This is a genomic window from Marisediminitalea oceani, from assembly GCF_003731635.1.
GTDB classification, from domain to species: domain Bacteria; phylum Pseudomonadota; class Gammaproteobacteria; order Enterobacterales; family Alteromonadaceae; genus Alteromonas; species Alteromonas oceani.
In genome coordinates, this window is sequence record NZ_RCUA01000031.1 from 1 (window position 1) to 5,075 (window position 5,075).

7 protein-coding genes are annotated in these 5,075 nt (G+C 43.2%); 6 read left to right on the forward strand and 1 reads right to left on the reverse strand.

Features of this window, described 5'->3' with window-relative positions; genetic code table 11:
• Positions 1-474: 474 nt before the first annotated feature.
• From D9T21_RS09390 to D9T21_RS09415, 6 genes are all read left to right on the forward strand, one after another.
• Positions 475-774, forward strand: a complete 300-nt coding sequence (locus D9T21_RS09390) for a hypothetical protein (RefSeq protein ID WP_123324716.1) — start codon at positions 475-477, stop codon at positions 772-774.
• Between the two features lie 119 nt (positions 775-893).
• Entirely contained in the window at positions 894-1,358 is a 465-nt protein-coding gene (locus D9T21_RS09395; protein ID WP_123324717.1) for a hypothetical protein, read from the forward strand.
• Between the two features lie 129 nt (positions 1,359-1,487).
• Positions 1,488-2,147, forward strand: a complete 660-nt coding sequence (locus tag D9T21_RS09400; protein ID WP_123324718.1) for a hypothetical protein — start codon at positions 1,488-1,490, stop codon at positions 2,145-2,147.
• 132 nt (positions 2,148-2,279) lie between these two features.
• Positions 2,280-2,498 (forward strand): hypothetical protein, encoded by a 219-nt coding sequence (locus D9T21_RS09405; RefSeq protein WP_123324719.1) that lies wholly within the window; start codon positions 2,280-2,282, stop codon positions 2,496-2,498.
• A gap of 131 nt (positions 2,499-2,629) precedes the next feature.
• Positions 2,630-2,944, forward strand: a complete 315-nt coding sequence (locus tag D9T21_RS09410; protein ID WP_123324722.1) for a hypothetical protein — start codon at positions 2,630-2,632, stop codon at positions 2,942-2,944.
• Positions 2,945-3,051: 107 nt separating this feature from the next.
• Positions 3,052-3,396 carry a hypothetical protein gene (locus D9T21_RS09415; RefSeq protein WP_123324720.1) on the forward strand — a complete coding sequence of 115 codons (345 nt, stop codon included), beginning with the start codon at positions 3,052-3,054 and terminating at the stop codon, positions 3,394-3,396.
• 415 nt (positions 3,397-3,811) lie between these two features.
• Here the strand turns inward: D9T21_RS09415 and D9T21_RS09420 are convergent, their stop codons facing one another.
• A complete protein-coding gene (locus D9T21_RS09420) occupies positions 3,812-4,966 on the reverse strand; it encodes an IS110 family RNA-guided transposase (RefSeq protein WP_123324721.1) in 1,155 nt (384 codons plus the stop codon).
• Positions 4,967-5,075: the final 109 nt, after the last annotated feature.

Below are 5,075 nucleotides of genomic sequence, written 5' to 3' on the forward strand. Positions count from 1 at the left end.
GAAAAGTTAACCCACGAAAATGCGGAGGCTAGCATTTCACAGGGAGTCATTGTGTCTATGCGCCGTTGTCATTTTTCATGTGTTTAGTGCAGCGGTAGCGGGTTAGGGCTAGGTGGTTTCAATAGGTTGTATCGGTGCCTGCCGTTTTCAGTTTTCAAAACTGCTTTATCAACACTTGTTCGTTTGATCCTGGTAACAGCATCATTTGGCACGGTCAGTTTTGCTAGCCCGCTCACTTCTCATGCAGTAGTTTTATCATCTGGCTTTTCGCCTAGGGTTGTTTTAAGGTAATTGTTATTATTTAAATCAACAGTTTGTTGTGGCAGGCGGTGGCGGCAAAGCCGCGAAGGGCTGGTGTCTCGCACGCATAACAATCAAATGTTGGGGACACAAACACGCGGGCTCTGCTTCGCAGTATAGCCCACGCGTTTGTGCCGCCAAATTAGGGCGTTATACGTCAGGGATTAGAGTCAAATGCTTGTATTACATGGAACTGCTGAATTTACTGAGGAAAATGGACGTTTCGAAAAGGGAAAGCGGTATGCATTTAATATGTTTTCCAGAGATGAAAATTTAAAAGAAATAATCGAGGATGTTGCCCTATATCTAGGAGATTTAGGCTGGAATGAAATTGACGTCAAGAAAACGGGAAAAGTTGCTAGCGATGCAGAACTTACAAAACCTTTACTTCAACAAGCATTTAATTATGCTCAAGAAAACCGGTTTAGCGTTATAACCTACCAAGACCCGGTGGATGAGGAATTAAAACTCTAGGTATGACGTATAACAAACCAAGCAAGCGGGACAATTACAAGTGGGCTCCCGTCACTTCGTTCCGTATTATAGCCCACGTGTAATTGCCCCTTCTTGGGGTGTTATACGCTAGAGGTAACATGGATATATCTATAGAGCACTTAAGAAAAGCATCTCTTGCATTCAACAGAGAAGATAAGTACGAGTTACTTGTTCTGAAGAGTCATTTGTTGATAGAAGAAAAATTGAAAGAATACCTCGCGAGCGCGTTTTATGACTCTGACTCGGTTATGTCAATGTCCCTAACTTTTAGTCAGGTTTTTAAATTAGCGCGGGCTCTAAAGCCGAACGACAATTTAAACTGGTTTTGGGAGTCAGTTGGAGCTTTAAATAAGTTGCGCAATGAACTGGCTCACGATGTAAATTGTGAACTGACTGAAGAATTATTAGATCCAGTGATTCGACCAATTAAAAAAACAGGCATGGCTCATTTTCCAAATGGTGGTGCAGGTTTTTTCAAGCCAATAGTAGGTCACCTTTCTTTTTTGTACAGTCAAGCATGTCATTTGGCAACAAACGAAGGTATTTTTAAGCATCGCGTATAACAAACCGCTGTAGACGCAAGCGGAGCTTGCTGGGACAAAAACACGTGGGCTGTCCTCGCTTCGCTCGATATTATAGCCCACGTATTTTTGCCCCTAAGCGGGGTGTTAGTGTTCACAAGGATGTTTTCAGTGAAAAACAAGATAATTATCGGCATAGTAAGTATTGTATTAGCCTTACCAGTTTTGCTCTACACAATTAATTTTGGTGTTGGATTTTGGCAAGACCAAGACGAGTGGGCTAATTTAGGAAGCTATGTTGGTGGGATCTACACCCCAATATTGGCTCTTCTTACTCTCATAGTTTTATGCGTTCAGATATATCTTCAGGTTATCCAACATCGGCAGAATTTAGTAACTATTCAGGAAACTCAGCTAACTGAGTACCTTAACGAACTGAACAGTGAATTAGACAAATTGTTCGATGAAAATATCACTTACCGCCAACTACTATTAGAGCTGCTGAACGAGAAAAACCAAACTGATATAGAAGCAATGGATTTATCTATATTTTTTACACTTAATCAAGCAAATCATAAATTTTATTCAATGTGGTCGGGAGCCTTGTCGTGTTTAGCTTATATTAAGACTTGTTCTAATATTGAAGGCCTTCAATCGACTCATTACCCCATCCAAAAGAATAAAATTATTGCTTATATGAGTCCTTCGGTTTGTAGTTCACTAGATAAATTTCATTATTGTATGCAGTTGGTTTTACGCGAAATATCTGGTGATAATATTAAAATTGCTGTTCAAGACTATGAATTTTGGGCAAATAAGGCTCAGGCTTGAACACTAACAAACCGCTGTAGACGCACGCGGTGCGTGCTGGGACAAAAACACGTGGGCTGTCCTCGCTTCGCTCGTTATTATAGTCCACATATTTTTGCCCCTAAGCGGGGTGTTATGTGCCAAAGGATGGTAATGAAAACTATTGTTTTATCGGGATTTAAAGATCTCAATAAGGTAAAGCTAGATAAAGGCTTCAAGACAATCCTAGGAATAGGTCTTAAACAAGGAAAAGAGTTAACTGAACAGCTCTTAGAAAATGAATACCTTGAAATTACAAGCCTAACCGATGAGCAAGTCTCTAAATTTGCCGCACTAGCAAAAGAAGCAAATGCTGAGATGAGGATTGTTTAACAATGTCACATAACAAAAAAATTATGGCGCCCGTCGGGGCGGGCTGGGACACAAACACGCAGGCTCTGCTTCGCAGTTTAGCCTACGTGTTTGTGCCCCATATTTAGAAGTTATGTGCAATGGAGAATTTAGTGTTTAAGGATGAACTACCAGATCTTTATGTAGAAGTATTTGCATCATTGGTGGCCGATGGTTTAGATAAATTCGCTAGTCAACTTGACGAACTAATAATCAAAACTTGCGAATCATTCGCATCCGATAACTCAGCATTCACAATCGAATTCACTACAGTAGATGGTGAAAGTATAGAAGACTCGTTCCCAACTGGAGACAAGGCGTATACAGTCATGTTGGTGTATTCGCCTAATGACATTGTCATTGGCTTAGATATTATCGGCTGTGAAAATACAAACCTTCAAAAGCAACTGTTAGCATGTTGCACATAACAAACCGCTGTAGACGCACGCGGGGCGTGCTGGGACAAAAATACGTGGGCTGTCCTCGCTCTGCTCGGTATTATAGCCCACGTATTTTCGCCCCTAAGCGGGGTGTTATGTGGCAGTTGAGAATGAACCGATTTTTTAGCATTTTGCTTATGGCCGTTCTGTGCGGTTGCACTTCGACCAAGCCCAAAGAGGAAGAGTTAAAATTCTCTTATCAGGATAACTACGACTATTTTGGGTATGTTACTCATTGGGTTAGAAACCCAGAAATTCCACCTACAGATAATAATATAGTCGGCGCTGAAAAGGATTTTTCACTCTGCAAGAGCAAGATAAATGAGCATCTAATTGATGCTCAAGCACCAAGTCGTGATATCCAATATGCCTTTATCGTAGAGTGTATGTACAAAAACGGTTGGTTCTTATCTGCGGAGACTTACATAGTTACGCAGTAAGCCACATAACAAACCAAGTCAGCGGGACACTAACACGTAGGCTCCCGTCACTTCGTTCCGTATTATAGCCTACGTGTTATTGCCCCTGCTTGGGGCGTTGGTATGACTCCTTTTGTCAACCCTGAACGAGTGCTCCCCTGACACTCTTTCAGTCCATAATCAGTTGTATTTCTCACTCAAAATAAATGAGCTAACGCACCGGATGAGGCAGTAATGTCGTCGGTTGTTATGCTGGTATTCGTAGGTTACTTATTCATTGAATAAGCAGAGCTGACCTTACTCAATCCGCCGTGGCACCTTCTCATCAGTCTATGCTCGTGGGTCAATCACGGTAAAGCAATTGCCATCATAACGCCCTCGTAGGTTGTGCCACATTCCGCGGCCTGATCTGAATGCGTTAGCTCAAACTCGTTTATCATGCGGGTACTCGGCTTAACCGTAGTTTTGGATTAACCGGTGTGAGTACCACTTCTTTCGCGATGGCCCAGATGTAAGCGGCCATTTCTCTGGCAATCGCGGTGATGATTAAATTGTAGTGCTTACCTTTCTTGCTCATGCGCTGGTAGCGTTTGCACAAACGAAGTTGCGCTTTCCAGGCGATATCGACAATGTCTTTGGGTAAACCTTCCTGTCTTAATTGTAATTCGGTAGAGACATTTGCCGGATATCGATAGCTGTGCGCACCTTCAATCAGTAAACGCCGGGCTCTGCCGTTACCGGATTTGGTAATAGGCCCCATGTTGCGTTTACCACCCGTAGAATGTTCGCTGGGTACTAAGCCCAGGTACGCCATGAGTTTTCTGGGGTGGTCGAACCGGTGTAAATCGCCTAATTCTGCTACAACACCCACAGCCACCAATAACCTGACACCCCGCATAGCTTGAATAGCTTTTATAACGGGATAATATCGCCATTGGTGAACATGATGAGTTAATTCGTTATCCAGTCTCTCCAGTCGCCGGATGCGTTCGTCAATGGTTTGCAACTGTTCCTGCAAAACAATTTGCTGCGCCGGATGAGGCAATATAAGTTCAGTGAGCCAGCGCAGGTGCTTCTTCGACCAGTTGGCGGTGCCTTCGTAACGAATATTGTTGCGAAGCAGTAAGGCTTTGAGCTGGTACTTGGCTTCTTTTAAATCCTTCATTGCTGCTTCACGTGCACGGGATAAATCACGTATGGCTTCATCTTCCGGCTCAGGCACATAGATAGGCGTGAGGTCTTCAGACTTTAATAACTTCACCAGTTTCAGTGCATCACGGCGGTCAGTTTTAATATGCTCACCGGGCTTTTTAGGAATAAGTGAAGGGGCGACCACGTAACCACAGTGCCCCAGACTGGTAATAAGCCGGTAAATCCAATAACCGCAAGGGCCAGCTTCATAAACCACGTGCAGTGTGGCGCCAGGGTATTTCGATTCAAACTGACGTAGCAGCTTCTTAACGCTGACTTTGGAAGAGGGGATGCGGCCATAGTGAACCGGACTCGCCCCGCGCTGCTCTTCACAATACGCCACTTCATGAAATTCTTTGTGCGTATCCAATCCGATAAAAATCATGCTATGTTTGTTCATGCTAGCCTCCAAATTGATTTAGTATTGAACAAACTAATTATGGCTCTGGCTGAAAAGTTAACCCACGAAAATGCGGAGGCTAGCATTTCACAGGGAGTCATTGTGTCTA

What these genes read in the sequence shown, in the direction of transcription:
- D9T21_RS09405 (WP_123324719.1), top strand. Translation starts at nt 2,280, where the DNA reads ATGAAAACTATTGTTTTATCGGGATTTAAAGATCTCAATAAGGTAAAG.
- D9T21_RS09415 (WP_123324720.1), top strand. Translation starts at nt 3,052, where the DNA reads ATGTGGCAGTTGAGAATGAACCGATTTTTTAGCATTTTGCTTATGGCC.
- D9T21_RS09390 (WP_123324716.1), top strand. Translation starts at nt 475, where the DNA reads ATGCTTGTATTACATGGAACTGCTGAATTTACTGAGGAAAATGGACGT.
- D9T21_RS09420 (WP_123324721.1), bottom strand. Translation starts at nt 4,966, where the DNA reads ATGAACAAACATAGCATGATTTTTATCGGATTGGATACGCACAAAGAA.
- D9T21_RS09395 (WP_123324717.1), top strand. Translation starts at nt 894, where the DNA reads ATGGATATATCTATAGAGCACTTAAGAAAAGCATCTCTTGCATTCAAC.